This window comes from Bradyrhizobium sp. MV1.5 (assembly GCF_055807615.1).
In genome coordinates this window covers 1-25,954 of sequence record NZ_JBVVPL010000033.1, presented here as the reverse complement: position 1 = coordinate 25,954, position 25,954 = coordinate 1, and the positions used below count along the sequence as shown (strand labels likewise).

The window sequence follows — 25,954 nt, the reverse complement described above, 5'->3', positions numbered from 1 at the left end:
GTGGATCGGATTTGAATTCTGGTAAGTCAAAGGGGATGGCGAAACGCACAAGCCCTTAACCTTGAGGGCGCGGATGTATCAGACAAAACCTGGGATGTCCACCGGCCAAGCGGGTTTTCGGGCCAAGTTCAGCCATTAAATGAGGCAAAATACCTCTGTGCGGCCCTGATTTGGGAGATTTGACGCCAAGGGTGGGGCCGTTTCCGGGGCTTTGTTCCGGAATCTTTGCAAGCAGGGGACGACACATGGATATGAAGAAATACGCAGCCGAGGCTATCGGCACCTTTTGGCTTACATTCGCAGGTTGCGGAAGTGCTGTGATCGCAGCCGGCTTTCCGCAGGTCGGTATCGGCCTGGTCGGTGTCTCCTTCGCATTCGGGCTGAGCGTGGTCACCATGGCCTATGCGATCGGCCACATCTCGGGCTGCCATCTCAATCCGGCCGTCACTGTCGGTCTTGCTGCCGGCGGACGTTTTCCGGCCGGACAGATCCTGCCTTATGTGATCGCACAGGTCGCCGGCGCGATCGTGGCCGCGTGGCTGCTCTACGTCATCGCAAGCGGAGCTTCCGGCTTCGACGTCAGCAAAGGGTTCGCGTCCAACGGCTACGACGCCCATTCTCCTGGCCAGTACAGCATGATCGTCTGCTTCCTCACCGAGGTGGTCATGACCATGATGTTCCTGTTCATCATCATGGGCGCCACCCACGGCCGCGCGCCGGTGGGCTTTGCGCCGCTGGCGATCGGGCTCGCGCTGGTGATGATCCATCTCGTCAGCATCCCCGTCACCAACACCTCGGTGAACCCGGCGCGCAGCACAGGGCCAGCGCTGTTTGTCGGCGGCTGGGCGCTGTCGCAGCTCTGGCTGTTTTGGGTCGCGCCTCTGATCGGCGGCGCGCTGGGCGGGGTGATCTATCGCTGGCTCAGCGACGAACCCACCGGCGTCGTCGCGGGCGCAAAGACGGCGTAACTGCAAAGCGGGATCGCGGCATGCGCCGCGGTCCCGTTAATTCCCGGTCGTGGGTCGCACTTCGGTGACGTGGCCCATCTTGCGGCCCGGACGCGGCGCGCCCTTGCCGTAGATGTGCACGGTCGCGCCCGGCACGCTCAGCCACTTGTCATATTCGTTGATCTCGTCGCCGATCAGATTGGTCATGGTGACGACTTCGCCGTGGCGCACGGGCTTGCCGAGAGGCCAGCCGGCAATGGCGCGAATGTGCTGCTCGAACTGCGAGACGGACGCACCGTCGAGCGTCCAGTGTCCGGAATTGTGCACGCGCGGAGCGATCTCGTTGACCAGCACCTTGGGTCCGCTGCCGTTGGCGAGCACGAACATCTCGACGGCAAGCACGCCGACATAATCGAGCGCGCCCGCGATCCTGCCGGCGATGCTGCGCGCTTCCTCGGCGAGCACGTCCGGGATCCGCGCGGGCGCACGGGAGATCTTCAGGATGTGGTCGCGGTGCTCGTTTTCGGTGACGTCGAAACACTCGACCTGGCCTGTGGCCGAGCGGGCGGCGATCACGGAAATCTCACGCTCGTAGGGCACGAAGGCTTCCAGGATCGCCGATTTGGTGGCGAGACTGGTCCACACTTTCGCGATGTCGTCGCCCTCGCGGATGATGGCCTGGCCCTTGCCGTCATAGCCGAAGCGGCGGGTCTTCAGCACCGCCGGAAGGCCGATCCTGGCGATCGCCTCGCGCAATGAGGGGACCGAGGTGACGTCGGCATAGGCTGCGGTGCCGATGCCCAGCCGCGTCACGAAATCCTTCTCGGCGAGCCGGTCCTGGGTGGTCTCGAGGATCTTGCGGTTGGGCAGCACCGGGCGGCGAGCATCCAGCACCATCGCTGCTGCGGACGGCACGTTCTCGAATTCGTAGGTGATGACGTCGACGTCGTTGGCGAACAGCTCGAGTGCTTCGACATCGGCATATTCGGCGCAGGTCGCATTCAGGACGACGTCGAAGGCCGGTGAGTCCGGATCGGGCGAGAACACCTGGCAGCGCAGGCCGAGCCGGGCCGCCGCCATGGCCAGCATCCGCCCCAATTGTCCGCCGCCGAGGATGCCAATGGTGTCGCCGGGTTTCAGCTTCACCTGCTTTGCGTCAGTCACGCCTTGTCCTCCGGACGCTCGGCCACGGCCTCGGTTTGCGCCTTGCGCCAGGCGGCGAGGCGGTCGGACAAGGCCGGATCGGACAAGGCCAGCACGGCAGCCGCCAGCAGCGCCGCATTGATGGCACCGGCCTTGCCGATGGCGAGGGTGCCGACCGGGATGCCTGCGGGCATCTGGACGATCGAATAGAGCGAATCGATACCCTTGAGCGTCCTGGATTCAATGGGGACGCCGAACACGGGCAGTTCCGTCAGCGCCGCCGCCATTCCGGGCAGGTGGGCTGCGCCACCCGCGCCGGCGATGATGACCTTGTAGCCAGCCGTCTTGGCGCCTTTGGCGAACGTAAACAGCCGGTCGGGGGTGCGGTGTGCCGAAACGATGCGGGTATCGGCGGCAACGCCGAGTCCTGCGAGCGTATCGGCGGCATGCCGCATCGTGTCCCAGTCCGACTGGCTTCCCATGATGATGGCGATCGGCGCGGTCATGACGTGAATTGTGCTCGAAAAACAGGAAGATAGGCCAGATTAGCGGTTCCGGCCGGTGGCTCGCAAGGCGGTGGCAAGGAGAAGGGAATGCACTATCCTGTCTTGGTGAATCCCCGCAAGCCTTCATTGAGCAGGATGCCCATGAAGAAACCAAAAAGGGCGAGCGCTGCGAAGGCCAAAAAGGGCCCGAAAACCAGCGCCGGTCGATCCAAAGTTGCTCTCAAGCGTCGGGCCAAGAGGCCGCCCGAGAGTCCCGCTAAGCGTCCGGCGCGGCGTCCGACCGGACCGCCGCGGCGCGAAGCGTCTGCCGATGACGGCGCCAAGCCGGCCGTTAAGGCGGCTATCAAGCCGGCCATCAACGCGACCATCCGCGAGCTCCGGAGCAAGCTCAAGGGGGCGCTGCGGCGGGTCGCGGAGCTGGAGGCTGCCGCCGACACCGACTTCTTGCTGGAAATTCCGAACCGGCGCGGCTTCGAACGCGAGCTCGCACGCGCCGTCGCCTACATGAAGCGCTACCGTGCCAGCGGCGCGCTGATCGTGCTCGACGTCGATCGGCTGAAGCCGATCAACGATTCCTTCGGCCATGCGGCCGGCGACGAGGTGCTGAAGGCGATTGCCACCACGCTGACGCGGCAGATCCGCGCCTCCGACGTGGTCGGCCGGCTCGGGGGCGACGAGTTCGCGCTGCTGCTCTGGAATCTCAGCGAGACCGACGCCAAGGCGAAGGCCGCAGCCTTCGAGCAGGCTATCGACGAATTGTCCTTTGTCTTTCGAGGCCAGCACGTGAGCGCGGGCGCTTCCGCCGGCGTTGCCCTGCTTGGGGTGCAGTCCGACGCCGCGCGCGCCCTGGAGGAGGCCGATGCCGCGATGTACGTGCGCAAGGCGCACCGGCGGCACGAGCCGCGCATCAGGCTCGTCAGCAGCTAGTCAAAGCGTGCCGAGGTCTTTCGGTACGTCGCCGAAGCTGCGGAGCAGTTTGGCGTCACCGAATTCGCCGGTCATGGGATCGCCGCTGCGGCTGAACGCGACGGCGCCGATGTGGCCGGCGCCGTGCGACATAATCTCGGCGCGCCGTAGCGCGGCCGCCGCGCTCTGGCATTCCTCGGCCGCACCTGCGACCGGCGATCCGTCCTCGTCGGTCAGGAAGGGTAATGCAACGTAATAAGTGACATCGGACATGGTCGGCTCCGATAGCTGACAGCTCAGGCGGCGCTGCTCTTGCTCCGCATCTTGCTGCGCGAGGTCTCCGGAATGCACCCGGCGGAAACCGCCGCCTGCAATTCCTCCAGCTCGGCCTCCAGATATTCATTGGCCATGATCAGCGCCTTGATGGTGCTGCGCAGATTGCCGTCGCACATCGCGATCGCCTGATCGCAGGCTTGTTCATAATGGCTGTTGTCGAGAAGGGCGGTTGCCGACATCTGCGTGTTCCTTGGACGGTTTCCCCGGGGGCTTGGGTGCTCAAATGTTCTTATTTTGTTCCTTTCGAGTCAAGCGGATTTACGTGCCGGGGGGGCCGCCAAGTTCTACCTGTGGATCAGGCGATGATGTCGGGCGTGATCTGGTCTTCGATGAACGCGATACGGTCACGCAACAACAGCTTGCGTTTCTTCAACCGCTGCAACCGCAACAGGTCGGGGGCGGGCGATTGATGCAGTGCATCGATCGCCACATCGAGATCTCGGTGTTCCTGGTGCAACCGGGCGAGCTCGGATTCGAGTTCGCGCGCATCTTCATTGGTCATGTCTGCGGTGGCCGAAAAACCGATAGGCGTGAGATTAAGGCTGTGGATGCCCTGTGGAAACTATCGTCCTTGCGCGCCGTGATCGCAAGCGATCTCCGGCTGTCCCGCGTCGATCTCCCGCGAGATATTTCTGCGGTCGCTCCGGCGTTGCGCAAGCGCATTGATATCACGGATTTTTCCCGCGTGGTTCCCTTACTCACGCTTCGTTACATATGTATTTTCAAAAATGACACTGCGACGACGGATACCCATCGACAGAACGAATCGGTGATGTACACTTCGTCGTCCGGTCGAATCCAAGGTTCACCCCTACCGAGGAGGTTTCGAATGACAATTCAGGCACATCTGGTTGAATTGGAACGGAAGCACAAAACTCTCGAAAACGAATTGCACGAAGCTCTCGTGCACCTTTCAACAGACGACCTGCAAATTGTTGAGTTGAAGCGCCGGAAGTTGATGGTCAAGGACCAGATCGAGCGTCTCAGGCACGGCGACACGCTCCACTAGTAACCCCGTAACAGCGTAGAGTTGATCGCACCCTTTCCGCGGGGATGGGAGCCTTTGCGCTCATCCCTGCTGCGAGGCGCCCACGTGCAAGGATTTGCGCGGCTCTAGCTTCTTGCCTGGACGCGGTTCTTTAAGCGCACCCAGAATCCCCTTCGCCTCGAAACTAGCTATTTGCGAGTTCGGCGACGTGATCCGCTATCGCGAGCGACGACGTCAATCCGGGCGACTCGATGCCGAACAGATTGATCAGGCCTTCGACGCCGTGATCGCGCGGGCCCTGCATCAAGAAATCCTGCGTGGCCACCGCCGGCGGCACGATCTTCGGGCGGATGCCCGAATAGCTCGGCATGAGCGCGCCGTCAGGCAGCGTCGGCCAGTATTTGCGGATCGCCGGATAGAAGCGCTCGGCGCGTGACGGGTCGACCTCATAGTCGATGGTCTCGATCCACTCGACGTCGGGGCCGAAACGGGCCTGCCCTGCCATGTCCAGCGTCAGATGCACTCCTAGGCCACCGGGCTCTGGCACCGGATAGATCAGGCGCGAGAACGGTGCCCTGGCATTGCAGCTGAAGTAGTTTCCCTTGGCGAGGTAGGCCGTCGGGATCCGATCCAGCGGCATGCCCTCGATGTTGCGCGCCACCGTGGTCGCCGAGAGCCCGGCGGCGTTGACGAGGAGGCTGCATTGCAGGGTCATCGGCGCTTCGCCGCCCGCCTCGATCTCGATGACGCCGGCGGTCGCCTTGGCACGGATCAGCGGGGTGTGGAACGCGAAGGCCGCGCCCGCATCCTCGGCTTCGCCGCGCAGCGAGAGCATGTAGGCGTGGCTGTCGATGATGCCGGTCGACGGCGACAGCAGCGCGGCGTCGCAGGCGAGCGCCGGCTCCAGCGCACGTGCCGCATCGCCCGCGAGCAGCTGGATGTCGAGCACGCCGTTGGCCTCGGCATGCGCCTTGATCGATTGCAGCTTCTCGGTCTCTTTCGGATTGGTCGCGACGATCAGCTTGCCGCAATTCCTGTGCGGGATGCCGCGCTCGGAACAGTAACGGTAGAGCGCGGGCTTGCCGTCGACGCACATGCGCGCCATCCAGCTTCCGGCGCGATAGTAGATGCCGGCATGGATCACCTCGCTGTTGCGCGAGGAGGTGATGGTGCCGATGGCCTCGGCTTGCTCGAGCACGATCACCTCGCGCCCGGCTTGCGCCAGCTTTCGAGCCACCGCGAGCCCGATCACGCCGGCTCCGATGACGACGCAATCGACCCTATCCATGGTTGTGCAGGACGTCCGCTCGAAGCGACGATGGCCTCACGCCTGGGGAGGGCGGCGCGGGGGCGTTTTCCGTTAAGGAAGAATTTATCATGTCAGGGCAATTGCCGTATTTGATGCCACATTTTTCCGTTGCGCGTACAGGCGTTTACCCGATCCAAACCCGCGAGACCAGACAATCCGACGTTGAAATCGCGGGTGGCTGATGGCTGAGAAGAACTGGCACGCGGGCAGCGCGCTTCCGATTGCGGTGCAGGCCGTCGTGTGCTTGGCCGCAGCGGTGGCGCCTGCGCGCGCCTTTGCCCTCTCCGACAGCTTCACTCCTCCGAGCTATCTCGGCGAGCTCAATCCCGACGTGATCTGGGAAGCCCTGATCGCGGGCGTCGTGATCTGCTCGTTCCTCGTCGCGATCGCGCTGTGGATCCATTCCTCGCTGCGCCGGACCAGGCGTCTGCAGCTGCGGCGCAATGCCTTTGTCTCCTCCGCCATGAACAATCTCAACCAGGGCGTGGTGATGACGGATGCACAGCGGCGCATCATCTTCTGCAACGATCGCTATCTCGATATCTACGGCTTGATGCGGTCGGACATCTGGGCGGGCATGACCGGCCACGACATCCTCGAGCTGCGGCGCCAGCGAGGGGTGCTCGGTGCTTCCGACGATGAGTTCTACGAGAAGGCGGCAAGCCCGAATGGCCTGATCACCGAACTGCCGGACGGGCGGGCCATCCTGGTGAAGTATTTCGTGCTGCCCAACGGCGGCTCGGTGGCGACGCATCTGGACGTCACCGAGCAGCGCAAGCTATCGCGGCAGCTCGCCTCCACCAAGCAGTTCCTGGAAACATTGCTGGACCACGTGCCGGCCTGCGTGGCCGCGAAGAACATCGAGGATGGTCGCTACATCTTCGCCAATAGCGCCTATGAGCGCTTCTGGGGATTTTCGCGGGACCAGGTTGTCGGCAAGAACGCGCGCGAGCTGTTCGGGCCGAAATCGGCGGCCAGCATCGAGGCGACCGATCGGGCGGCGCTGATCGCGCCCGCCGGCCAGTACCGCAACGAATTCGAGGTCGAGCGCGGCGCGACCCAGCGCATGGTGGCCTCGATCCGGATCGTGGTCCGCAACGAGAGCAACAAGCCTGAATTCCTGCTGGTGGTTTTCGAGGACATTACCGACCGCCGCTCGCTGTCGCAGGAGCTGGAGAGCACGAAGAAGTTCCTGGAGCTCGTGGTCGATAACATCCCGGTGGCGCTGATCGTCGAGCAGGTCAAGGACGGCCGCTACCTGCTCGCCAACCGCAGCGCTGAGACGATCCTCAACCGCAGGCGCGAGGAAGCCACGGGCCTGACCGCGTCCGACATTTTCAATCCCAAGGAAGCCAAGCTGATCATCGCGCGCGACGAAGCCGCGATCAAGAAGCGTGGGATGATCACCGAAGAGCACCCGATCTCCACCAAGGACGGGCTGCGGCTGTTCCTCACCCGCCGCGCCACCGTGCTGAGCGACACCGGGGAGCCGCAATATCTGATCAAGACCCACGAGGACGTCACCGATCGCCGGCAGACCGAGTCGCGCATGGCGCACATGGCCTATCACGACGGCCTCACCGATTTGCCGAACCGTGCCGCTTTCCTGCAGGCGTTGACCCAGATGATCGAGGCCTGCGAGGGCACCGGCGAGGAGTTCGCGGTTCTGTGCGTCGATCTCGACGGACTCAAGGAGGTCAACGACGTCTTCGGTCATGCGCACGGCGACAAGCTCCTGGTCGAGGTGGCCCAGCGGCTCCAGGACTCCGCGCGCGGCGGCGTGGTGGCGCGCCTGTCCGGCGACGAGTTCGGCCTGATCATCGACGGCAAACAGCCGGACGCAGGTCTCGCCCTGGCGCAGCAGATCGGTGCTGCGATCGCCAAGGAATTCCAGATCGAGGGCCGCCCGGTCCGCGCCGGCGTCACCACCGGCATGTCGATCTTCCCGCACAACGGCGCCGACGCCGCCTCGTTGCTCGCCAATGCCGGCGCGGCGCTGTTCCGCGCCAAGCAGAAATCGCGCGGCACGATCAGCCTGTTCCAGCCGGAGATGGACCAGCAGATCCGCGATCGCCGCGTGCTGCACCAGGACCTTTCGGTGGCGATCAAGAACGGCGAGCTCTCGCTCGCCTTCCAGCCGCAGGGAGCAGCGGGCCACAGCGTCGCCGAGAGCGAGATCATCGGCTTCGAGGCGCTGGCGCGCTGGCAGCATCCGGTGCGCGGCCAGGTCTCCCCGGCCGAATTCATCCCGATCGCGGAGGAAAGCGGCCTGATCGTCGAGATGGGCGAGTGGATCCTGCGCGAGGCCTGCCGCGAGGCCGCGTCCTGGCCGAAGCCGCTTCAAATCGCGGTCAACCTGTCGCCGGCCCAGTTCATGCACGGCGACGTGGTCGGGCTCGTCCATTCCATCCTGCTCGAGACGGGTCTCGCACCCGGCCGGCTCGAGCTCGAGATCACCGAGGGCGTGCTGATCGAGGACTTCGATCGCGGTCTTGCGCTGCTGCGCCGGCTCAAGGCACTCGGCGTGCGCATTTCCATGGACGATTTCGGCAGCGGCTATTCCTCGCTGAGCTATCTCCAGGCGTTCCCGTTCGACAAGATCAAGATCGACCGCGCCTTCATCATCAATCTCGGCCGCAACCCGCAATCGGCGGCGATCGTGCGCGCGGTGATCGATCTCGGCCATGGCCTGGACATGTCGATCGTCGCCGAGGGCGTCGAGACGCTGGAACAACTCGTCTTCCTCGCCGAAGAAGGCTGTGATGGCGTGCAGGGCTATCTGCTCGGCAAGCCCCTGCCGATCGGGCAATATGCCGGCCTCGTCGGTCGCGCCGAAGTCATGGAGCTTGCGCTCAAGACCGGCTAGTCATGGTGGGCGCTTCCTTTGCTCCCATACGACGGCCTCATGGCGGACTACGACCTTGCGATCATCGGCGGCGGCCTGAACGGTGTCAGCCTCGCGCGCGATGCCGCAGGCCGCGGCCTGCGAGTCATCCTGTTGGAGCAGGGCGATTTGGGCGGCGCGGCGTCCTCGGCAACACCGCGGTTGATCCATGGCGATCTCTCGGTGCTGGAACGGCGTGGCTTCCGACGGGTGCGCCGGGCGCTCGCCGAGCGCCGGACCTGGCTCCGGATCGCGCCGCATCTGGTTCGGCCGATGCGCTTCGTGATCCCGGCGCATTCCGACGAGCGTCCAACATGGCTGCTGCGCGTCGGGCTGCTCCTCTACGACAGCCTCACAAGCCGGAGCGGCCTGCCTGCAACCGCGACCCTCGACATCACGCATCATCCGGTCGGCAACGCGCTGAAACGACCGTTCGGCACGGCCTTCGAATATTCTGACTGCGTCGTCGACGATTCCCGACTGGTGGTGCTCACGGCACTGGATGCGGCCGAGCGCGGCGCCGTGATTCGGACCGGAGCGCGCTGTGTGCGCGCCGATCGAACCGACACATGGCGGCTCGCGGTGGTCGACCGCGGCCATCGTCGCACGATCACGGCCCGGGCACTGGCCAACGCCACCGGCGGCTGGACGTCGATGGTCGCCGAGACCGTGCTGCGGCAGCCGCAACCCGCCATGGCGGCGATGCAGATGAGCCAGATCATCGTCCCGCGCTTGTTTGATTTCGATAACGTCTACGTCTTCCAGAACAGCGATGGCCGGCTGATCTTCGCGAGTCCCCTCGATCGCGATTTCACCCTGATCGGAACAGTCACGCACGATTTCACCGGCGATCCCGCGATCGTCGCGATGCCGGGTGCCGACGTCAGCTATCTCTGCGAAGCGGCCAGTCGCTATTTCCGCGAGCGCGTTGCCCCGACCGACGTGGTGCGCGCGGTCTCCGGCGTCAACCTGACGCTGGCGTCCGCGCGCGGGCGTGATGGCACGACGCTGTTCCACGCGCGCCGGCGCAAGGCGCCGCTGATCACGATGTTCGGGGGTGACGTCACCACCTCGCGCCTGCGGGCGGAGCGTGCGGTGACGAAGTTGACGCCGTTCTATCCGATGTCGCCGCCCTGGACCGCAGGCGTGGCGCTACCGGGCGGAGATTTTGCCTGGGATCGTTTCGACATCGAAGTCGATCTTGCGCGTGACCGCTGGCGCTTTCTCTCGGAGACGCAGGCCCAACGCCTCGTCGCGGCCTATGGCTCGCGGCTATCGGCTGTGTTTGCCGAGGCGAAGACCCGGGACGATCTCGGCCCCACCTTCGGTCCCGAACTGACTGGGGCCGAGGTGCGCCATCTCATGGCCCACGAATGGGCGCGTTTTCCCGAGGACATCCTGTGGCGCCGCTCCAAGCTCGGCCTGACGATGTCAGCGCAGGAATGCGATGCGCTGGCCGCGTTCATGGCGAATGCGTGAACGAACCGCCTCTAACCGGTTGAGTGAGGGACGATCGGCCGCTAGCGTGCGGCGGGATTGGGGTTGGCAGGGACATGACTGACGAATTGCCCGGAACAGACGCCGCCGCGGATGCGGTCGGAGAGACGCAGTTCACGGCAGGCGAGCCGCTGCTGCGCATCGAGGGCGTCGCCAAGACGTTCGGGACGTTCCGGGCCGTCGACGGCGTGTCGCTCGACATCAAGGCCGGCGAGTTCTTTGCACTGCTCGGCCCGAGCGGCTGCGGCAAGACCACGCTTCTGCGCATGCTCGCCGGTTTCGAAGCGCCGGATCAAGGGCGCATCCTGCTCGGCGGCAAGGACATCGCGCAGGCGCTGCCGCATGAGCGGCCGATCAACATGATGTTCCAGAACTACGCGCTGTTTCCGCACCTGTCGGTGCGCGACAACATCGCCTTCGGCCTGAAGCGCGCCGGCATGGCACGCGCCGACATCGCCACGCGCGTCGCGGAGATGGTTGCGCTGGTGAAGCTCGATGGGCTCGAGAAGCGCAAGCCCGATCAGCTCTCCGGAGGGCAGCGCCAGCGCGTGGCGTTGGCGCGCGCACTGGCGCGACGCCCGCAGCTCCTTCTGCTCGATGAGCCGCTCGCAGCGCTGGACAAGAAGCTGCGCGAAAGCACCCAAGGTGAGCTGATGCAGCTTCAGCGCCGGCTCGGCATGACCTTCATCATCGTCACCCACGATCAGGAAGAGGCGATGACGATGGCGAGCCGGATCGGCGTAATGAGGGACGGCAAGCTCGCGCAGGTGGCGAGTCCCCGCGAGCTCTACGAGGCGCCACGCTCGCGCTGGATCGCGGAGTTTGTCGGCGACATCAATTTGTTCGACGCCGAGTCCAAATTACGCGACGGTCATCGTCTGGTCATCGGCACGCGTGATGCGGGACCGCTGGTTGTGGCGGAGCCGCGCGAGCCGTTCGGTGAGGTCAGATTATCGGTTGCGATCCGCCCCGAGAAGATCAAGCTGTCGCGCCGTGGTCCGGTGAGGGAAGCCGGTCATGAAACGGCGATCAACCAGCTGGACGGCGTGATCGCCGACATCTGCTATCTCGGCGGAACCACCACTTACAAGGTGAAGCTCGATGCCGGAGGGATGCTGCAGGCCTCGGTCACCAACAGCGCGCGCCTTGACGTCGACGCCTACAGCCTGAACCAGCCTGTCGTCGCCTGGTTTACGCCCGACGACTGCGTGGTGCTGCCCTCATGAGCGCGCGCCGCATTTTTGCGCGACCGGCTCGACTTGCCGCGATCGCGCCCTATGTCTGGATGGTGCTGTTCTTCCTGGTGCCGTTCGGCTTCGTGCTGAAGATCAGCCTGTCGCAGACGGCGATCGCGCAGCCGCCTTACGAGCCGGTGTTCGACCTGATGGCGGGATGGGGGGCGCTGAAGGCCGCCTTTGCCGCGCTGTCGATCGACAATTTCCGGCTGCTCGTCTCCGACGACATCTACGTGTTCGCCTATGTGCGTAGCCTCACCGTCGCCGTCACCGCGACCGCGCTGTTGCTTCTGATCGGCTATCCTATCGCCTACGGCATGGCGCGGCTGCCGGCGCGCTGGCAGGCCGTGGCGATGGTGCTGGTGATCGTGCCGTTCTGGACTTCGTTCCTGATCCGCATCTATGCCTGGATCAACATCCTCCAGCATGACGGGCTGCTCAACCAGATCCTGCTGGCGCTGCATCTGGTCAGTCAGCCGGTGGTGTGGCTCTCCACCGACAGCGCGATGTATATCGGCATCGTCTATTCCTACCTGCCGTTCATGATCCTGCCGCTCTACGCCACGCTGGCCAAAATGGAGCCGGTGCTGGAGGAGGCCGCCTCCGATCTCGGCGCACCGCGCTGGCAGGTGTTCTGGCTCGTCACCTTCCCGCTGTCGCTGCCCGGCATCGGCGCCGGCGTGCTGCTGTGCTTCATCCCCATCGTCGGCGAGTTCGTCATTCCGGATCTCCTGGCCGGCTCCAATTCCCTGATGATCGGCCAGACCTTGTGGCTAGAATTCTTCACCAACAAGGACTGGCCGGTCGCCTCCGCCGCGGCCATCGTGCTGCTGGTGGTGCTGCTGGTCCCGCTGCTGCTGTATGAACGGCTGCAGAAGCGGCAGCTGGAACAGGGGCGGTGAGGCGATGCGCAAGGTCTCCCGCCTGTCCCGCTTCAACGTCGCCTCGCTCGCGCTGGGTCTGGCCTTCCTCTATCTGCCGATCCTGATCCTCGTCATCTATTCCTTCAATGCCTCGCGGCTGGTGACGGTGTGGGGCGGCTGGTCGCTGCGCTGGTATCACGAGTTCTTCAATGACCGCGCCATGATCGAGGCGGCCTGGATGAGCCTGCGCGTCGCGTTTTCGTCGGCGACCATTGCGACCCTGATCGGCACGCTCGCCGCATTGGCGCTGTCGCGCGGCGAGCGGTTTCGCGGCCGCACCCTGTTCTCCGGCATGCTCTATGCGCCATTGGTGATGCCGGAGGTGATTACCGGATTGTCGCTATTGCTGCTGTTCGTGGCGCTGAACGCCGAGCGGGGCTTCTGGACGGTGACGATCGCCCATACCACGCTGACGATGTGCTTCGTCGCCGTCGTCGTGCAGTCCCGCCTCGGCTCGCTCGACCGCTCCTTGGAAGAGGCCGCGATGGATCTCGGCTGCGACCCCGTGCGCGCGTTCGTGGCTGTGACGCTGCCGCTGATCGCGCCCGCGATCGTCGCGGGCTGGATGCTCGCCTTCACGCTGTCGCTGGACGATCTCGTGATCGCGAGCTTCACCACCGGCCCGGGCTCCGCGACGCTGCCGATCCGGATCTATTCAGAGGTACGGCTGGGGGTGAAGCCCGAGATCAACGCGATCTGCACGCTGGTGATCGCCTTGATCGCGGTCGTCATCGTGATCGCCTCGCTCGCCTCGAAATTGTCGAGCTCGCAGGGCGAGAGCGCGGCGCCGTTGTGAGAAAGGCCTGCCTCTCAGAAAGCGGCCAACACCCATTTGGCTCCGTCGGCGCGCAAGATGTAGATTTTGCCGCGTGCCAACACGGTTTGGAAGTCGGTATTTCCCGTCCCAACGATGGCCTTGAGATCGCCGCTGGCAGCGTCGACCGTCAGGACCTGGCGGGGCGCCAGTTCGATCCTTTGCGCCACGCCGCCGACAATGAACTGAAAGCCGAGCGGCTGACCGGCATCGTTGTAGAATCCGACGCTCGTTGCGCCGACTACGGGGTCGGCCAGCAGCCGAGACGGAAGAGACGCAGCGACATTCGTACCCATCGTGGCGCCGGGGGACGTGTGGCCTGGCGCCAAAGTCGGCAGATTGGGAGAGAATACGTGCGGCGCCAGATCAGGCCTGATCGCGTTTCTCTCAATCGTGGTCTGCAGATTGGGAGCACGCAAGCCGAGATTTCCGACTGACGGGGCCGATTGACCTGATGCGATCTGCGTCGACAGGATCAGAATGAGGCCGGCGGTTGTTATGGCGGTGCGTAAGCAGTCCATGACGATACCCTCTTGTCCGACGTTAACCTCTTGCTGCCGGCGCGGCATTGCCGCCTGCCGGTGGTGCAGGTTGATTGGGAAGAGCCTCGTTGGCAGTATCTGGAGCCGGCGGACGGCTTGAGGATTCTTCGATCGCTCCCGGCGTCGACTTGCCGAAAATATATCCGACGATCGTGCCGAGAAGGCTGAATACGGGCGCTGTCTGCGTGTCGGTGTAACCGGCGACGATCAGGAACAGTGCGGCAAAAACCACGAGAAGGATCAGGAAGGCCTTGTAAAATTCCTGCGTGAGCTTGCTGATCGCCGCCATCACGCACAGCAGGATTGCCATGGCGACCACCAATGCGATCGCGAGGCCGGTTAACCAGAATTCATAGGGCGTCTTGTAGGTGACGTAGCCTTGAGGCTGCACGGTCTTGGCGGCCTCCGTTCCTGTGGATGATGATCCCGACGGTGGCGGTGCGTTGGTGATGCGCTCCTGGTTGAGGCCTGGAGCCGTCGCGGTGGCGCTTGGAGTCGGATTTTCAGGAAGCTGCTGCGCGTAGGCCAAGCTCCCGCCCGACAGAATCAGCACAATTGCGGCAAATCTCATCACTCTGCGAAGCAGCATTTCGCTATCCGTCAGGCAAATGGATGGGTAAATACGCGGTACCGACAATAGATAGAGAATATCGTGCGCGCACACTTAGGTTGTCAATCTGATTTTTATCGTTCCGCCTCGGTCAGGCATAGTGACGAAAGTCAATCATGAAGTTCGCGCTCGGCATCATCACTCATACGCCGCTCTGGGTCTTCGCATTGCTTGCCTATCTGGTCTGGCAGGGCATCAAGGCGATGCAGCCGCGCAGAACGCCGATCTCGCGCGCGCTGATCGTGCCGGCCGTGTTCATCGTCTGGGGCGTCTCACGGATCGGCTTTGGACATCAGGACGGCACGTGGCCGCTGATCGCCTGGATCGCGGCGGCACTGGCGCTACTGCCGCTCGGCGTGCTGACGCCGCGTCCGTTCGATGTCGATCACACGACCGGGGAGATCATTCGTCCCGGCAGCGCGTTTGCGCTGGTCCGCAACCTCGTCGTGTTCTCTCTGCAGTACACGGTTGGCGTGATCTCGGCGATCGATGCGGGCGATCGCGCGGTGGCCTTCATCGCCGGCCGCGCCATTTCGGGCGCGACCGCCGGCTATTTCATCGGCTCGACGATCGCGCTTCTGATCGCGTATCGCCGCAAGAGCGCGGTGGCATGATCAATGTGACCGGGATGCGCGTTTCATAGTCTTGGTGCCTGTAGAACGCGATCGCGTCGCGGAAGCCGCGGCGGGCTCCGCGAATCGCGCGCGTACCGCGCCGTGGACGGCGGATCCAAGCTGCCGCAGCGCAAGGCTGTCGAGCGGAAATTCGAGCAGGATGTGGATCAGGCTCAGCGCCAGCAGGAAGGTGAAGCCGAAGGCGTAGTCGTAGAAGTACAGCGCGGTGGAGACGGCGCTGGCGCCGGCCATCGCCGCCAGCCGCGCCTTTGGCACAGCGGTCCAGCGGATCACGTCGGCTTTGATGAACCAGTTCAGATAATGATAGGTGTAGACGAAGGCGAGCAGGCTGGTCAGCCTGACGTCGAGGACGAGCCCGGGCACGCCGAACAGCCGGCCGAGGGCCGGACCGACATTGCCGAAGTAATCCTGTCCGACGCGGGCAAAGCTCGCGATCCGGATTTCGGCGGTGGGCGGCACCAGCAGGATCGTGGCGATCGCGACGAGGTAGACGGCCACCAGCGCGGCCTGCACGCGGCTGCCGGACCGGTAGGCACCGAGCACCATGAAGATCAGCGTGAACAGGCAGACGTGGATCAAGGTCGGAATCAGGATGCCGATGACCGCGAGTGACGACCCGCTCGAATACATGATCGCGGACAGCGCGATGGCCGCCATGAACAGCAGCATGCTTTCGATCGCCGAGGTGGTGGCTGCCAGCATGGCACATACGACCAGCGCGCCCCACATTGCGGAGCCGAACCATGACGCGTTGTCGATCAGGGCCGCGACCACGGCGACAATCGCCAGGACAGCGGCAATCCCGCGGTGAGGCAGATAGTAGCTGCGATCATGCAGCCACGAGATCTCGGTGAAATAATGCGCTGGGCCGAGCACGACATAGGCCAGCAGCAACAGCTCGAACGGCACCAGATAGGACGCGGCAAGCGCCCCGAGCATCAGGCCGAGATGGAGTGCATCGTTGCTGCGCATGATGAGCCCGCTGGCTTTGCGGGCTGCAAGTTAGAGCAGGCGCGGACAACTGGCAATTGTCCGCTAGTCTGCGCGAGCGCCGTGCTTGCGGCGTCCCGACCTGTCCTGCTGCGTCAGGACTTCACCGCACCCGCGGTGAGCCCGCCCACCATGTAGCGGCGAAAGGCGTAGTAGATCGCCGCCGGCGGCAGCGCGTAGATGAAGCCGGTCGTCATCAGCAGCTCCCACGGCGAGTCGTCGGCGGCCAGGAAGTTGCCGAGCGCGACGGGAAGCGTGAGCTCGCGGTCGTTCGAGAGCAGCAGGAACGCGTAGAGGTATTCGTTCCAGGCGAGCAGCACCGCATAGGTGCCGATCGCGACCAGCGAGGGCATCATCAGCGGCAAATAGACCAGGCGGAAGATCTGCAGGGTCGTCGCGCCGTCCATCACGGCGGCCTCGTCCAGTTCGACCGGCAGCTTGTCGGAGGCCTGCTTGAGCACCCAGATCGCATAAGGGCTGGCGATCGTCACCATCGCCAGGATCAGGGACCAATGATTGTTGAGCAGGCCGTAATTGCCCATGGTGCGATACATCGGCACCGCGAGGAACGCCGCCGGGATGAAATAGGTGAACAGCGCGAGGTTCATCACGATGCGCCCGCCGGGCACGCGCAGCCGCGAGATCGAGAACGCCGCCGCGGTCGCGATGACCAGCGTCAGCACGCCGACGGCCGCCGCGATCACCAGCGAATTCCAGAACTGCACGTAGAAGTCGCGCAGGAAATAATGCTGCTGCTTGAACACGATTTCGAAGTTGTGCAGCGTCGGATGATCCGGCCACAGCTTGCCCGAGAACGCGTCCTCCTTCGGCGAGATCGCAAACAGGAACATGTGATAGATCGGTATCATCGTCCAAAGCAGGACGGGAATGCCGATCAGGAGCAGCCGCGCCTCGGTCGCGACGTCACGGAGAGAGGGAAGCTTCATCGCGACAACCGTTTCATCATGAAGTACATCAGCGGCAGGACGAACGGTATCGCGCAGACGATGGAGGCCATCGCGAGCGAAAGCTGGTCGAGCCGAAGATAGCGGATGCCGAGCGTCGACAACACGTGCGTGAGGTCGGCCGGGCCGCCGCCGGTGAGCAGATAGACGCTGTTGAAGTCGCCGAGCGTCCAGATCATCGAGAGCAGCGTGCAGGTGATGTAGAGCATCTGCAGCGACGGCCAGGTGATGTAACGGAATTTCTGCCACCAGCTGGCGCCATCGACCTCGGCGGCCTCGAACAGATCTTGCGCGATCGCAAGCCGTCCGGTCATCAGGATCAGCGTCCAGAACGGCAGCGATTTCCAGATGTGGACGGCGATCGCCATAGTCAGCGCCACGGTCGGGTCGTTCAGCCAATTCGGGCCGTCATCGCCGGTCAAGGAGAAGATGAAGTGGTTCACCATGCCCCATTCGGGGTTGAACATGAAGCGCACCGACAGGATGGTCGGGATCGACGGCACCGCCCAGGGCAGGATGAAAACCACCGAGAGCCATCTGATCCAGGTGCGCTGCTGCGCGAAGAAGCCGGACAGGAACAGCGCGATCAGCATCTTGATATTGATGCCGATGACCAGGAAGATAAGCGTGTTGACGGCGGCGCGCGCGAAGATCGGGTCGTTATAGAGCGCGACATAATTCGACGGAGCGCGCGCCAGCCATAGCCCGTAACAGACGGGGTAGACGACGAAGGCGAGGAAAACGAGCAAATAGGGTGCGAGCAGCACGATGCCCCAGATTTGCGTCGGGGTCAGCCGCGACGACAAGGGCGGTGCGGGGATCGACTGATCACCAGAGAGCGTAATCGCCATTCTTTTTGGACTCTTCAAAGAGTTGCCGGCCGCAAACCGCGGCCGGTACTGTTCTTATACCTTCACCCGCAGGGCGGGGCGAGGGGCGATGACTTAACCCGCGACCTGCTTGATGCGGGCAATCAGTTCGTCGACGGCCTTGTCGACCGGAACCTTCTCGCTGACCACCCGGTTCATCGCCTTGGCCCACACGTTCTCGTTGTTGAGAATCGTGAACTTCCAGTTCTTGGTGAAGTCGAACGGCGCGGTGCCGCCCGTGAACTGGGCGTAGACCGCCTTGCGGTGCTTGTCGGCCTGCCAGAACGGGCTGGCCTGGCTTTCCTTCGTCACCGGGAACCAGCGGCCGAGCGCGCCCTCGATATAGGGCCGGACGTTCTCTTCCTGGAGCAGGAAGCTGATGAATTGCTTGGCCTCGGCCTTGTTCTTGGCCACGCTGAACACCAGCCCGGTCTTGACGTCGGAGCGGTAGCGGATGGTCGACCCATCCGGCGCCTTCGGGAAGGACGCCGTGATGATGTCCTGTTCATAGGCTTTCTTGCCGGCGTCGCGCTGCTCTTGCGTGAGCGCCTGGTTCTGCGAGTCCTCGTACCACTTAGCCGCGATCGAGATCGTGAAGTTGTGGGTCATCACGATGGTCTTGTTGTGGAACGCGACGTTGTTGTCCGGATCCTTCCAGGTCGTGGAGGACGGCGGCGTGCAGCCCTTGATGTAGGTGTCGGTGTAGTCCTTCATGGCCTTGATCAGGTTCTCGCGGACCTTGGGATCGTCGACCGTGAGCTTGCCGTCGTCATCGACCAGCTTGACGTGGTAGGCGTCCATGAAGGTGTAGAACGACTGGAAGGCGTCGGTGGATTCCACGCCCATCGGCTGGCCGACGGCGTAGATGCGCTGGCCGGTGGCTTTGCGGATTCCGGGTTGCACCTTATCGCACCAGAACGTCCAGTACCCCGCCCAGTCGGTCGGAATGTCGGCGAGCTTGAAGCCGGCCTTCTCCAGCATGTCGTTCCAGATCTGGACGTGCATGCTCTGCTGCTTCAGCGGGAAGCCGTAATAGGCTTTCTTCTTGGTGACGTCGTTGTAGAGGATCGAGGCGTCCAGCGTGTTCTGCACGAACCGGCCCTTGATCGGCTCCATGATATCCGAGAGGTCCTCGAGCTTGCCCTCGTAGGCCCACTTGCCCTGCGCCTGGACGTCATAGGAGTCGGAATAGGCGACGTCGGGCACGGTGCCGGCATCGAGCGCCGCGACCGTCTTCGGAATCATGTCCTGGATCGCGTACTGCGACAATTCGACCTTGATTCCCGTCTTGGCTTCGAACTTCTTGATCGTATCAAGCAGCGCGTCGTCTTCGGAGCGGTAGAAGCCCTTGCCCCACCAGACCGTAATCGTCTTCTGCTGCGCAAATGCGGGTGCAGCGGCTGCGAACAGCCCGGCCGCAGCGACCGCCAGTGATACTGCGCCAATAACCTTGGATTTCACGTTTTTCTCCCTCAAACGGCCGGTGTTTTTAACCGGTCGTATAAAACACTAGCGCATGGCCGTGGTACGATCTAGCGGCTTGTTGTCAGACATAGGTCGTGGGGGATCGCCCTGTGGAGATGCTTAATGTGCGCATCGATCTAAAGGCTGCATCAATTCGTGGCAATTAATTCGCTCTGGGCATCCCGGCTTCACCCCATCATCCGCCGGATTGCCGAAAGATCCGGCTGTTGTAAGCGGTGTGACGGCCCAAGGCAACGCAACCGGCCGCGCCGCGGTGCTCCGGCGGTGATACAGAAATGCCTTTGAGAACACGACAGGGGCAGGAACAATTTAGGCAGCGCGCCGCGGCGAATTGTCAGCGTTTCCGCTTCAGACCCATCGAAGCAGCATTCGAGCTTGCCCCGGCGGATCGGGGACGCGGCTTGCCTTGCCCACTCGTTCCTAAGGGAGAGCGCCATGCCTCGAGAAGCATTTTGAGGAGCTGGCTTGCATGTGGAGATAGGGTCGCACCGTGCCTACGCACGATTCCGATCGTCCGCGATACCTCCGGCTCGACCAACGGAATGGTGTGGATGATCGGATGGCCGGCGGCTGGCGTCGCGAGCCTCGGTAGCACCGCGACGCCCAGTCCCGCTTCGACCAAGCCAAGCGAACCGGAGAGGTGAGCGACTTCGTAGGTCCAGTTGAGCTGCAAGCCGTGCCGCGCCATCGCGTTGTCGATCAATGCGCGATTGCCGCTGTTGCGACCCACGGTGATGACACGGTGTGGCACTATCTCCGACCAGCTCACCTGCTTGCGGGATGCCAAAGGATGATCATGGCGGCACGCCAGGACGAAAGGGTCTTCAACCAGTTTCTCAAATTCAATTTCGGCATGCGAAGCGCCGATGAAATTGATACCGAAGTCGGCCTCTCCGCGCGCGACCGCTTCCAATCCTTCATTGGCGCCGATGTCCAAAATCCGGATGCGGATGCGCGGATACGCTTCGGCGAATCGGCCGATCGCTCGTGGCAGGAAATAGAATACTGCTGTCGGCACCGCGGCCACCGACACAACACCTGAACTTCGCGCACCGATATCTTGGATGGCAAGCACCGACGTTTCGAACTCGTCGATGAGGCGGCGCACCTTTGGCAGGAAGTCGCGGCCGGTCATGGTGAGGTTGACGTGGCGCGTGGACCGTTCGAGCAACGGCGCGCCGAGGCTTTCTTCGAGCTTCTGAATGCGCCGGCTCAGCGCCGGTTGCGACAGGTTCAGCGCCTTCGCGGTGCGGACGAAGCTGCCCATCTCCGCCACGGTGATGAACGCCTTGAGGTCGAGCAGTTCTGCATTCATGGCAGACTCCGTTGTACCAATAACCGGAATAATACATCAGATATTTGCATTTCACAAAAGAGTTGGGCGGGTGGATGATCTCCTTCGAGCAAAGTTCCCGAACGGAAGAGCCTCATGAACGATCAGATCGCTATTCCATGCGTAGTAATGCGCGGGGGCACCTCGCGCGGGCCGTTTTTTCTGGCCAGCGATCTTCCAGCCGAACCCAGGCTGCGGGATGCGATCTTGTTGTCGGTGATGGGAGGGGGACACGATCTTGGGATCGACGGAATTGGCGGTGGCAACGCCGTCATCAACAAGGTTGCGATCGTCGGACCGGCATCCGTCGCGGGTGCCGACGTCGATTACCTCTTTGCCCAGGTACGGATTCGTGAAGGGATCGTCGATACTTCGCCGAACTGCGGGAATATGCTGGCAGCGGTAGGGCCGTTCGCAATCGAAGCCGGATTGGTCGCCGCTACCGCAGATCGCACCCATGTGCGCATCCACAATGTCAATACCGGCAAGCTGATTGACGCGACGGTTGCCACTCCCGGCGGGCGCGTGACCTATGAGGGCGAAGCGCAGATCGACGGTGTACCGGGAACGGCCGCGCCTATTGAACTGTCGTTCCCCAACGCAGCCGGCGCACGCACCGGCCGCCTGCTACCGACGGGACGTCCGGTCGACCGCATCGAAGGGGTGGACGTAACCTGCATCGACGCAGCCATGCCGGTCATGCTGGTCCGCGCGGCGGATATGGGATGGACCGGCCGTGAGGCACCCTCGGCGTTCGCCGACGGCGACTTCCGCGCGCGGCTCGAAAACCTGCGTATCGAGGCTGGACGCCGGATGGGTTTTCCGGATTCCCCGTCAATGGTGATTCCGAAACCGGTCCTGATTTCGCCCGCGGTCGAGGCGACGTTGAACACCCGGTACTTCATGCCGCACGACTGCCATAGCGCACTCGCTGTGACCGGCGCTGTCGCGATCGCGACCGCGTGTGTGACGCCCGGAACGATCGCCGCAGAGATGGTCGGACTGCTGGCGCCGCCGGTGACGATCACACTTGCCCATCCCTCCGGCCAACTCGTGGTTCGGCTGGAGCCCGGCCCAGTTGCCAAGGTGCAGCGGACAGCCCGGCGAATCTTCGAGGGCCACGTCTTCGCTCGCCGGTCGCACGTGCCTCTTTCAGTCATGGCGGCCTGAAGCCGGGCCGCCTCCGAAGCCATCAAGAAAAATCAGAGCCACAAATTCGGGGCCAAAAATTCAGAGCCATGGGAGAGATAAGAGATGCAGAAGGAAGCGCTGGTCGGGCACCCGAACATTCAGGTGCGAAAGCCATTCTACCGGGTTCTCTACGTCCAGGTCTTGATTGGCCTCATGCTGGGGATCCTCATGGGCCATTTCTGGCCCGAATTCGGCGCCGCGCTGAAGCCCCTCGGAGACGGCTTCGTCAAGCTGGTCAAGATGATGATCGCGCCGATCGTGTTCTGCACCATCGTGAGCGGCATCAACAGCATCAGCGATTCCCGCGAGGTTGCCCGCACGCTGGTGAAATCCATGGCGCTGTTTTACCTCTTGACCGCACTCGCATTGCTGGCAGGCCTGATCGCCGTATCGTGGATCCAGCCGGGCGTGGGCATGCATGTTTCCCCCAGCACGTTGGATCCGTCGGTGGCCGCGAAATTCACCAAGCAAGCTGGCGTGTCCGGATTCGCGGACTTCGTGCTGCACATTATCCCGCATTCGTTCTTCGGAGCATTTGCCGATGGTGAAGTTCTGCCGGTGCTGCTGGTCTCCGTCCTGGTCGCCTTTGGGCTGAGCCGCGCCGGCGACGGCGGTGCCGTCGTGACAAAGGCAATCGACTCGTTCTCACAGGTGCTGTTTGTGTGCTTCGGCTTCGTCATGAAGCTCGCCCCGCTCGGTGCCTTCGGCGCCATGGCTTTCACGGTCGGCCGCTACGGCGTTCGTTCGATCGGCTCGCTCGGACTGCTGATCCTGACATTCTATGTCGCCTGCTCGGTCTTTGTGATCGTCGTGCTCGGTACGCTGGCGCGGTTGAACGGTTTCAGCCTGTGGAAGACCATCCGCTACTTCAAGGAAGAACTGCTCATCGTGCTTGGCACGTCATCGTCGGAGCCGGCGCTCCCTGGGGCGCTGCGCAAGCTGGAGCAGCTCGGATGCCAAAAAGGCGTGTCCGGACTGGTATTGCCGATGGGCTATTCTTTCAACCTTGATGGCAGCGCCATTTATCTCACGTTGGCCTCCATCTTCATCGCGCAGGCCTGCGACATCCACCTGTCGTGGGGGCAGATTGCGGCGATGCTCGGATTGATGCTGCTGACGTCGAAAGGCGCGGCCGGCGTTACCGGCAGCGGCTTCGTTGCCCTTGTCGCGACTCTCTCCGTCATGCCGGATCTGCCCGTGGCAGGCGTGGCGCTGCTTGTCGGCATCGACCGCTTCATGTCGGAAGCACGGGCGCTGACCAGCATGATCAGCAACTGCGTCGCGGCTATCACCGTTTCGCTGTGGGAGGGCGCTTGTGATCGCGAGGTGTTGGCACGCGAACTGGGACAGAGTGGCACTCTCAACGTCGCGGCCGGATCGAAGATCGGCGGGCGAGCAGTGGTGCAGGAGGACAAGGCGTGGATCTCGACGACGCAATCGGCCGCTTAACTCCACCTTTGGGATGAAATCGGCCGCAGTATTCAGTTGGCAAGCCGCTGGCAAGTCGAGCTTGTTGAGTGTGGGCTGCCGAAATCGGAAAGAGCGATGTCTATAAGCCTAGTTCGACTTCGCGCCTTGCTTGGCGTTCTCCGCCGTCGGCGATTCGGCCGGTGCGGGACGTTTCCCGGTGCCGGTGATGCGCTCGATCGCGGAGCGCACCGCGTCGCCCGGCTTGCGGTCCTTCAGCACGTCGAGCAGGGGCGCAGAGGCCGGCGAACGGCGGATCAGGCTTTCCGGATCGGGAAAGACGAGGGGGTCGTCCCAGGGGCCCTGCACCACGAAGGGCAATTCGAACCCCGACGCGCTGTTGAGGCTGGCCACGCCCTTCATGTCGTATTCGCGCGTCGGCACCGAGGCGGTGCCGGTCATCGTGATCTTCGCCGCCGGTCCTTCGACGCGGATGTCCTCGGCGGTGGCGACGCCATCGGAGAACTTCACCGCGATGGTGAGATTGTCGTAGGGGGTAGAGCCGTTGCGGAAATTGCCGCCACCGGACAGCGGCCGCCGCTCGAGCCGCTTCAGGAGCTGCTCGGCATTGAAGCCCGCGATCGCGCCGTCATGCCCGGTCACGGTGGCGCTGCCGTCGAGCGACTGCACGAGGCCGAACGGGCTCGAGCCGGACGCGAGGAGCGAGACGTTGATGTTGCCACGCCCGGACAGCTTGTTGATACCGAACAGCTCGGAGGCGCAGGCCTGAAGGTCGACGTCGGTGAACTGGAATTGCGCCTTGATGTCGGCGACGGTGTCGGAGCGCGCGATGCCGAACGAGCCCTTGGCGATGCCGCCATAGACCTGGGCCTCGCCGACCGAGAGCGCCAGCGTGCCGTTGCGCAGATTCGCGCCGATCGCGGTGCGGCCGAGTTTCGACGCCCCGACCGTCAGCTTGGCGGCCGACAGGCGCATGTCGAGGTCGGTGGTCGACAAGGCGTTGAGATCGAAAAGCTGCCTGTTCCAGTCGCGCGCGCCGCTCGCGAGCAGGCGGAAGGTCGAGATATAGGGTGTGAAGTCGAGCGCGTCGGCTGCGAGCGTCGCCTGCAGCGTCTGCCGGCCGTTATTGGCGTAGGTCATCACGCCCTCGGCGGTGTTCCCATCGAGCTCGACATTGACGTTGGTGAGCGCGATCGACGCGCCGACGACATTGGCCCGTGCCTTCAGCGCGAAGCGGCCGAAGCCGCCGCTGGCGGGCTGCGGTTGGCCGGTCCAGCGTAGCGCGTTGCGCAAGGACGGGCTGTCGATGGTGAGCGTGCCCTCCATCATCGGGCTGGTGCGGTTGGCGACGCTGCCGTCGAAGGCGAGCTTGAGCGGTGCGCTCGCGATCCGCGCCTTCAACCCCGAGCGCTCGCCGGAGAGCGCGGCGACGAAATCGGAAAAGCTGATCGAGCCGTCAACCCGTTCGCCGCGCCAGTCGAATTGTCCGGTCGCAGCGAAGGAGCGCGAGATCGAGGGCCAGGCCAGCGACAGGTCGATGTCCTCGAACTTCTCGGTGCCGTGCGTGGCGGCATCCTCGTAATCGAGCACGCCGTCCTGGATCCGGATCTCGGAGAACGAGACTTGATTCTCGGCGCCGGGCTTCATGGTGCGCGCGATGGTCTGGATGAACGGCGTCCAGTTGCTTTCGCCGTCCGGCTTCAGGCTGACATGGATGCGCGGCCGGAGCAGCGTCAGGTCGGCGATCTCGAACCGTTGCAGCAGCAACGGCAGTAGCCGCAGGTTCGCGGTGAGCACGTCGACGTGGAGCGCGGGATCGCTGGTGCCGCCGCCCTTCAGGCCGACGTCATGGAAGGAGATGTAGCTTGCCGGCAGCACCGAAATGTCGATCGCGCCTGCGACGTTGACCTCGAGCCCGGTGACGTCGCGGATCTGCGTTTCCACCGCCTTGCGCAGCGCGTCGCGGTTGATGAGCCATGAGGTCGCGATCAGGGCGATCAGCGCCACGCCGAGCAGCGCCGCGATCGGCGTCCCGAGGCGCTTCATTCCTTGGGCCATGGTCAATGGCATGTCCTGATCGAGTTGGTCGCTGGAGCCAGAAGGCGGGCCGGGAAACCTGCGCGCCCCACGCCCAAGACCTATTGTGTTAAGTGCCGCAACTTGATGGGTTTTCTTGTCGCTTTCAAGGCCGGGGGAACGGTTGCGCCCACGGCTTGGGCAGCTTCTATCACCCAGGGGCGGAGCGGAGAACCCCGTATCATTGACGGCTTCGGACGATTTCGCCTAATAATCGCCGCCACTAAGGCGCGACGCCTGCAAGCCGAAGGTTCACTCGAAGGTAATTTGCATGAACAAGGTCTATCCCGACGCCAAGTCGGCTCTCGAGGGCGTTCTGAAAGACGGCATGATGATCATGTC

Annotated in this window: 25 protein-coding genes and 1 pseudogene; 12 read left to right on the top strand and 14 right to left on the bottom strand. The window is 63.5% G+C overall.

The genetic code is table 11. The features are described from left to right. Positions 1 to 245: 245 nt before the first annotated feature. Positions 246 to 968 carry an aquaporin Z gene (gene aqpZ / locus AC0L2J_RS26105; RefSeq protein ID WP_007614217.1) on the top strand — a complete coding sequence of 241 codons (723 nt, stop codon included), beginning with the start codon at positions 246 to 248 and terminating at the stop codon, positions 966 to 968. 36 nt (positions 969 to 1,004) lie between these two features. Here aqpZ and AC0L2J_RS26100 read toward each other — a convergent pair whose 3' ends face one another. Beyond that, positions 1,005 to 2,111 (bottom strand): 5-(carboxyamino)imidazole ribonucleotide synthase, encoded by a 1,107-nt coding sequence (locus AC0L2J_RS26100; RefSeq protein ID WP_063994793.1) that lies wholly within the window; start codon positions 2,109 to 2,111, stop codon positions 1,005 to 1,007. After that, the gene (gene purE, locus AC0L2J_RS26095) at positions 2,108 to 2,596 is read right to left on the bottom strand and encodes a 5-(carboxyamino)imidazole ribonucleotide mutase (protein WP_007614214.1); all 489 of its coding nucleotides are present in this window, start codon (positions 2,594 to 2,596) and stop codon (positions 2,108 to 2,110) included. Before purE ends, AC0L2J_RS26100 begins: the two co-directional genes overlap by 4 nt. 141 nt (positions 2,597 to 2,737) lie before the next feature. On the opposite strand from purE, the gene AC0L2J_RS26090 reads away from it, so the two are divergent. Continuing rightward, positions 2,738 to 3,523 (top strand): GGDEF domain-containing protein, encoded by a 786-nt coding sequence (locus tag AC0L2J_RS26090; protein WP_063994794.1) that lies wholly within the window; start codon positions 2,738 to 2,740, stop codon positions 3,521 to 3,523. Here the strand turns inward: AC0L2J_RS26090 and AC0L2J_RS26085 are convergent, their stop codons facing one another. The 3 genes from AC0L2J_RS26085 to AC0L2J_RS26075 form a co-directional block, all read right to left on the bottom strand. After that, positions 3,524 to 3,775, bottom strand: a complete 252-nt coding sequence (locus AC0L2J_RS26085) for a hypothetical protein (protein ID WP_473394961.1) — start codon at positions 3,773 to 3,775, stop codon at positions 3,524 to 3,526. A gap of 23 nt (positions 3,776 to 3,798) precedes the next feature. Continuing rightward, the gene (locus tag AC0L2J_RS26080) at positions 3,799 to 4,017 is read right to left on the bottom strand and encodes a hypothetical protein (protein ID WP_007614210.1); all 219 of its coding nucleotides are present in this window, start codon (positions 4,015 to 4,017) and stop codon (positions 3,799 to 3,801) included. A 116-nt stretch (positions 4,018 to 4,133) separates the two neighbouring features. Then, positions 4,134 to 4,340, bottom strand: a complete 207-nt coding sequence (locus tag AC0L2J_RS26075) for a YdcH family protein (protein ID WP_007596255.1) — start codon at positions 4,338 to 4,340, stop codon at positions 4,134 to 4,136. A gap of 327 nt (positions 4,341 to 4,667) precedes the next feature. Between AC0L2J_RS26075 and AC0L2J_RS26070 the strand changes: the two genes are divergently transcribed. Beyond that, the gene (locus tag AC0L2J_RS26070) at positions 4,668 to 4,847 is read left to right on the top strand and encodes a YdcH family protein (protein WP_007596254.1); all 180 of its coding nucleotides are present in this window, start codon (positions 4,668 to 4,670) and stop codon (positions 4,845 to 4,847) included. A 163-nt stretch (positions 4,848 to 5,010) separates the two neighbouring features. On the opposite strand, the gene AC0L2J_RS26065 is transcribed toward AC0L2J_RS26070, so the two are convergent. Then, positions 5,011 to 6,114, bottom strand: coding sequence for an NAD(P)/FAD-dependent oxidoreductase (locus AC0L2J_RS26065; RefSeq protein WP_473394960.1), 1,104 nt, complete (start codon positions 6,112 to 6,114; stop codon positions 5,011 to 5,013). Positions 6,115 to 6,316: 202 nt separating this feature from the next. On the opposite strand from AC0L2J_RS26065, the gene AC0L2J_RS26060 reads away from it, so the two are divergent. The 5 genes from AC0L2J_RS26060 to AC0L2J_RS26040 all read left to right on the top strand — a co-directional run bounded on the left by AC0L2J_RS26060 (position 6,317) and on the right by AC0L2J_RS26040 (position 13,470). Next, positions 6,317 to 9,001 (top strand): sensor domain-containing protein, encoded by a 2,685-nt coding sequence (locus AC0L2J_RS26060; protein WP_473394959.1) that lies wholly within the window; start codon positions 6,317 to 6,319, stop codon positions 8,999 to 9,001. Between the two features lie 39 nt (positions 9,002 to 9,040). Further along, a complete protein-coding gene (locus AC0L2J_RS26055; protein WP_473394958.1) occupies positions 9,041 to 10,498 on the top strand; it encodes a glycerol-3-phosphate dehydrogenase in 1,458 nt (485 codons plus the stop codon). Between the two features lie 74 nt (positions 10,499 to 10,572). Continuing rightward, positions 10,573 to 11,742, top strand: coding sequence for an ABC transporter ATP-binding protein (locus AC0L2J_RS26050; protein WP_473394957.1), 1,170 nt, complete (start codon positions 10,573 to 10,575; stop codon positions 11,740 to 11,742). Beyond that, positions 11,739 to 12,653: an ABC transporter permease gene (locus AC0L2J_RS26045; protein WP_473394956.1), complete on the top strand. Its 915-nt coding sequence runs from the start codon at positions 11,739 to 11,741 to the stop codon at positions 12,651 to 12,653. Before AC0L2J_RS26050 ends, AC0L2J_RS26045 begins: the two co-directional genes overlap by 4 nt. Before the next feature lie 4 nt (positions 12,654 to 12,657). Next, positions 12,658 to 13,470 carry an ABC transporter permease gene (locus AC0L2J_RS26040; protein WP_063994800.1) on the top strand — a complete coding sequence of 271 codons (813 nt, stop codon included), beginning with the start codon at positions 12,658 to 12,660 and terminating at the stop codon, positions 13,468 to 13,470. Positions 13,471 to 13,484: 14 nt separating this feature from the next. Here AC0L2J_RS26040 and AC0L2J_RS26035 read toward each other — a convergent pair whose 3' ends face one another. Together AC0L2J_RS26035 and AC0L2J_RS26030 are read right to left on the bottom strand one after the other, a co-directional pair. Next, entirely contained in the window at positions 13,485 to 14,057 is a 573-nt protein-coding gene (locus AC0L2J_RS26035) for a hypothetical protein (protein WP_473394955.1), read from the bottom strand. After that, positions 14,032 to 14,694 carry a hypothetical protein gene (locus AC0L2J_RS26030; protein WP_473394954.1) on the bottom strand — a complete coding sequence of 221 codons (663 nt, stop codon included), beginning with the start codon at positions 14,692 to 14,694 and terminating at the stop codon, positions 14,032 to 14,034. The genes AC0L2J_RS26035 and AC0L2J_RS26030 overlap by 26 nt, the downstream gene beginning before the upstream one ends. A 62-nt stretch (positions 14,695 to 14,756) precedes the next feature. Here AC0L2J_RS26030 and AC0L2J_RS26025 point away from each other — a divergent pair, with 62 nt between their 5' ends. Continuing rightward, a complete protein-coding gene (locus AC0L2J_RS26025) occupies positions 14,757 to 15,254 on the top strand; it encodes a DUF6622 family protein (RefSeq protein WP_063994803.1) in 498 nt (165 codons plus the stop codon). On the opposite strand, the gene AC0L2J_RS26020 is transcribed toward AC0L2J_RS26025, so the two are convergent. From AC0L2J_RS26020 to AC0L2J_RS26000, 5 genes are all read right to left on the bottom strand, one after another. Then, positions 15,255 to 16,247, bottom strand: coding sequence for a hypothetical protein (locus AC0L2J_RS26020; RefSeq protein WP_473394953.1), 993 nt, complete (start codon positions 16,245 to 16,247; stop codon positions 15,255 to 15,257). Between the two features lie 113 nt (positions 16,248 to 16,360). After that, positions 16,361 to 17,212, bottom strand: a complete 852-nt coding sequence (locus tag AC0L2J_RS26015) for a carbohydrate ABC transporter permease (RefSeq protein WP_007614196.1) — start codon at positions 17,210 to 17,212, stop codon at positions 16,361 to 16,363. After that, positions 17,209 to 18,081 (bottom strand): carbohydrate ABC transporter permease, encoded by an 873-nt coding sequence (locus AC0L2J_RS26010; protein WP_007614195.1) that lies wholly within the window; start codon positions 18,079 to 18,081, stop codon positions 17,209 to 17,211. Before AC0L2J_RS26010 ends, AC0L2J_RS26015 begins: the two co-directional genes overlap by 4 nt. 93 nt (positions 18,082 to 18,174) lie before the next feature. Next, positions 18,175 to 19,560, bottom strand: coding sequence for an ABC transporter substrate-binding protein (locus tag AC0L2J_RS26005; protein ID WP_007614194.1), 1,386 nt, complete (start codon positions 19,558 to 19,560; stop codon positions 18,175 to 18,177). Between the two features lie 358 nt (positions 19,561 to 19,918). Then, on the bottom strand, positions 19,919 to 20,899 hold the full coding sequence (locus tag AC0L2J_RS26000) for a LysR family transcriptional regulator (protein WP_473394952.1): 981 nt from the start codon (positions 20,897 to 20,899) through the stop codon (positions 19,919 to 19,921). Positions 20,900 to 21,013: 114 nt separating this feature from the next. On the opposite strand from AC0L2J_RS26000, the gene AC0L2J_RS25995 reads away from it, so the two are divergent. Both AC0L2J_RS25995 and dctA read left to right on the top strand, forming a co-directional pair. Further along, positions 21,014 to 22,087, top strand: a complete 1,074-nt coding sequence (locus AC0L2J_RS25995; RefSeq protein WP_007614192.1) for a 4-oxalomesaconate tautomerase — start codon at positions 21,014 to 21,016, stop codon at positions 22,085 to 22,087. A gap of 84 nt (positions 22,088 to 22,171) precedes the next feature. Continuing rightward, a complete protein-coding gene (dctA, locus tag AC0L2J_RS25990; RefSeq protein ID WP_473394951.1) occupies positions 22,172 to 23,557 on the top strand; it encodes a C4-dicarboxylate transporter DctA in 1,386 nt (461 codons plus the stop codon). 108 nt (positions 23,558 to 23,665) lie between these two features. Here dctA and AC0L2J_RS25985 read toward each other — a convergent pair whose 3' ends face one another. Continuing rightward, on the bottom strand, positions 23,666 to 25,594 hold the full coding sequence (locus tag AC0L2J_RS25985) for an AsmA family protein (protein WP_473394978.1): 1,929 nt from the start codon (positions 25,592 to 25,594) through the stop codon (positions 23,666 to 23,668). Positions 25,595 to 25,883: 289 nt separating this feature from the next. Here AC0L2J_RS25985 and AC0L2J_RS25980 point away from each other — a divergent pair. Next, a pseudogene (locus AC0L2J_RS25980) lies at positions 25,884 to 25,954 on the top strand (succinyl-CoA--3-ketoacid-CoA transferase); the annotation flags it as partial.

Bases quoted from the DNA above. Each gene is read 5' to 3' on its own strand.
- aqpZ (WP_007614217.1), top strand. From the start codon at position 246: ATGGATATGAAGAAATACGCAGCCGAGGCTATCGGCACCTTTTGGCTT.
- purE (WP_007614214.1), bottom strand. From the start codon at position 2,596: ATGACCGCGCCGATCGCCATCATCATGGGAAGCCAGTCGGACTGGGAC.
- AC0L2J_RS26090 (WP_063994794.1), top strand. From the start codon at position 2,738: ATGAAGAAACCAAAAAGGGCGAGCGCTGCGAAGGCCAAAAAGGGCCCG.
- AC0L2J_RS26085 (WP_473394961.1), bottom strand. From the start codon at position 3,775: ATGTCCGATGTCACTTATTACGTTGCATTACCCTTCCTGACCGACGAG.
- AC0L2J_RS26080 (WP_007614210.1), bottom strand. From the start codon at position 4,017: ATGTCGGCAACCGCCCTTCTCGACAACAGCCATTATGAACAAGCCTGC.
- AC0L2J_RS26075 (WP_007596255.1), bottom strand. From the start codon at position 4,340: ATGACCAATGAAGATGCGCGCGAACTCGAATCCGAGCTCGCCCGGTTG.
- AC0L2J_RS26070 (WP_007596254.1), top strand. From the start codon at position 4,668: ATGACAATTCAGGCACATCTGGTTGAATTGGAACGGAAGCACAAAACT.
- AC0L2J_RS26065 (WP_473394960.1), bottom strand. From the start codon at position 6,114: ATGGATAGGGTCGATTGCGTCGTCATCGGAGCCGGCGTGATCGGGCTC.
- AC0L2J_RS26060 (WP_473394959.1), top strand. From the start codon at position 6,317: ATGGCTGAGAAGAACTGGCACGCGGGCAGCGCGCTTCCGATTGCGGTG.
- AC0L2J_RS26055 (WP_473394958.1), top strand. From the start codon at position 9,041: ATGGCGGACTACGACCTTGCGATCATCGGCGGCGGCCTGAACGGTGTC.
- AC0L2J_RS26050 (WP_473394957.1), top strand. From the start codon at position 10,573: ATGACTGACGAATTGCCCGGAACAGACGCCGCCGCGGATGCGGTCGGA.
- AC0L2J_RS26045 (WP_473394956.1), top strand. From the start codon at position 11,739: ATGAGCGCGCGCCGCATTTTTGCGCGACCGGCTCGACTTGCCGCGATC.
- AC0L2J_RS26040 (WP_063994800.1), top strand. From the start codon at position 12,658: ATGCGCAAGGTCTCCCGCCTGTCCCGCTTCAACGTCGCCTCGCTCGCG.
- AC0L2J_RS26035 (WP_473394955.1), bottom strand. From the start codon at position 14,057: ATGCCGCGCCGGCAGCAAGAGGTTAACGTCGGACAAGAGGGTATCGTC.
- AC0L2J_RS26025 (WP_063994803.1), top strand. From the start codon at position 14,757: ATGAAGTTCGCGCTCGGCATCATCACTCATACGCCGCTCTGGGTCTTC.
- AC0L2J_RS26020 (WP_473394953.1), bottom strand. From the start codon at position 16,247: ATGCGCAGCAACGATGCACTCCATCTCGGCCTGATGCTCGGGGCGCTT.
- AC0L2J_RS26015 (WP_007614196.1), bottom strand. From the start codon at position 17,212: ATGAAGCTTCCCTCTCTCCGTGACGTCGCGACCGAGGCGCGGCTGCTC.
- AC0L2J_RS26010 (WP_007614195.1), bottom strand. From the start codon at position 18,081: ATGGCGATTACGCTCTCTGGTGATCAGTCGATCCCCGCACCGCCCTTG.
- AC0L2J_RS26000 (WP_473394952.1), bottom strand. From the start codon at position 20,899: ATGAATGCAGAACTGCTCGACCTCAAGGCGTTCATCACCGTGGCGGAG.
- AC0L2J_RS25995 (WP_007614192.1), top strand. From the start codon at position 21,014: ATGAACGATCAGATCGCTATTCCATGCGTAGTAATGCGCGGGGGCACC.
- dctA (WP_473394951.1), top strand. From the start codon at position 22,172: ATGCAGAAGGAAGCGCTGGTCGGGCACCCGAACATTCAGGTGCGAAAG.
- AC0L2J_RS25985 (WP_473394978.1), bottom strand. From the start codon at position 25,594: ATGGCCCAAGGAATGAAGCGCCTCGGGACGCCGATCGCGGCGCTGCTC.